Source organism: Desulfobacula phenolica (genome assembly GCF_900105645.1).
GTDB classification, from domain to species: domain Bacteria; phylum Desulfobacterota; class Desulfobacteria; order Desulfobacterales; family Desulfobacteraceae; genus Desulfobacula; species Desulfobacula toluolica.
In genome coordinates, this window is sequence record NZ_FNLL01000044.1 from 1 (window position 1) to 1,949 (window position 1,949).

The 1,949-nt window shown below is 36.4% G+C and carries 3 protein-coding genes; all 3 read left to right on the forward strand.

Features of this window, described 5'->3' with window-relative positions:
- The first annotated feature begins 214 nt into the window (after positions 1–214).
- Positions 215–691, forward strand: a complete 477-nt coding sequence (locus tag BLT94_RS21655; protein ID WP_092238837.1) for a hypothetical protein — start codon at positions 215–217, stop codon at positions 689–691.
- Positions 692–879: 188 nt separating this feature from the next.
- A complete protein-coding gene (locus BLT94_RS21660; RefSeq protein WP_092238839.1) occupies positions 880–1,254 on the forward strand; it encodes a hypothetical protein in 375 nt (124 codons plus the stop codon).
- A 193-nt stretch (positions 1,255–1,447) separates the two neighbouring features.
- Positions 1,448–1,949: hypothetical protein (locus tag BLT94_RS21665; protein WP_139169114.1), on the forward strand; the 502-nt coding region annotated here is incomplete at its 3' end.

The window sequence follows — 1,949 nt, forward strand, 5'->3', positions numbered from 1 at the left end:
GTATATTACTATAAGAAGGCAAAGTTACAATGTGTTGATTTTTAAAAGAGGGGAGCTTGCTGTCTCCGCGTAGCGGCTTCGTCCAACCAGCGGGTCAACCGGACAGCAAGGGGCGGCTTTTATTAAATATTGAAACAACATTGAAACGGTGGTGCTTTTAATTAATTTTACTGGAAACCCTTGCTGCCCGTTACCCTAACCGTTCGGTATAGAAATGGATAAAGATCATATTGAAACATTTAGAATTTATGCCGCATATGGTCGAGCGGTATTGTTTGCCCATTCCTTAGAAAGAAACTTAGTTGTCCTTCTTTCGACGCGTTTGGCAGAAGCACATCATATGCAAAAAGATGTGTTTGAAGCAGAACAGAGCAAAATTAAGAAGATGACACTCGGTCGATTAATCAAGCAAGCGTGTAATGAATTTAAATTTTCTCCATATTGGGCAGAAGAATTAGACAATGTTCTTTTTTTCAGAAATCGTTTGGTTCATGATATTAGTGAAATCATAACTGATCATATGTGGGAACATGGTGATAAAAACAAAATAATAAATGAGATTGATGAGATAGCATCATATTTCGAGGCGGCAGATAAATATGTTTTGGGCATAGTATTTGAATGGTTCGACGAGAAAGGCGTCGAGAAAGCATCTTTATATGAAATCGCTAAAGGCCTAATTAGAAATTGATTGAATTCGTGGAATACCGAACCTGTCGTTTAACTCAAACGGCTGTTTCCGGGGCGGTTTGAAAAGATGTGCTGTCAAAATATTCATCAACCTTCCAGCACGCCTCTGCTATTTGGCCGCCGCTGGTTAACTTGTCGTTCGGCATCAGTCCTGAAAATATAGGATTACAGAAAAAAGAAATTTAAAATATGCAACAGCAAGACACACGTTTTTATAGCAAGAGAATTTTATTAACGCGTTTCGCCCAATGTTTATTCACTATCGGATTTGTTTTCTATGCCCAAGGAAAAGAATATCAAATTTATGGGTGGTTATTTCCTTTTTTAATGATCATCGCTTTATTTGGGATGAAGTTTGCTGCATCTCGAATCCCTTTTATTCAGCTTACTATTGCTGTTGGAACTGTTAGTGGTGTTTCAACGGTAACAAATATTTTATGTAATCAAGTGTCTTTTCTATTTTATTTTCTTGGTGATTTCCTAATTCCAATCATATGCGTACATGGGTTTGGAAGGTATTGGGTTTCTAAAGGTTATTTACCAGCAAGAAATAATTTTTGGTAAAATGCACTAAATTGTTGCCGAACCAGCGAGTGAACCGGACGGCAAGGGTCTCCTTCTTTTTAACGGTTGAAAAACTTTTAAACGATGTGCTTCCAATGAACTGTATTGGGAACCCTTGCCGCCCGTTACCCAAACGTTGTGTTTCTAAATGATGAAATTGAGAATTTGTAGAATAATTGGGCAAGAATAAAACATGGATCACGCAGAAAGAATATACAAAGAAATTATTTCTGAAGAGGCATCACATTGGTTTATCAATGATAAATATGGGAAAAAAATTTTGTTCAAGCTTTCTACACCGACTATCAAATCAATTATGTGTGGATGCAAACTTCAGCTATTCTTTGCAATAGATTATCACGAATCAGCCACTTATATGATAGTTGGAGTCAGAATTTTTGATGATCGAATTCACTATCTTGATGTGACTGGAATTCACAGATATCAAATCGAACATGATGCTCTTGAATCCATTCTTAAAGAAGATAATGTCTACGTAGAATTCTATAATGAATTAAATATATGTGCTGCAAATGCCAAAATGCAATTGCAAACAAAACAAAAACGAATAGTTCAAGACTTGATAAAAAATCAGCCGTTTTATAGTGGACCCCAATGTCAAGACAGTTTTTCATTCAATTTAAGCGTCATTTTCCATTTTGAAAATGTTCGTAATTCTGTGTCACGGTTCGGCG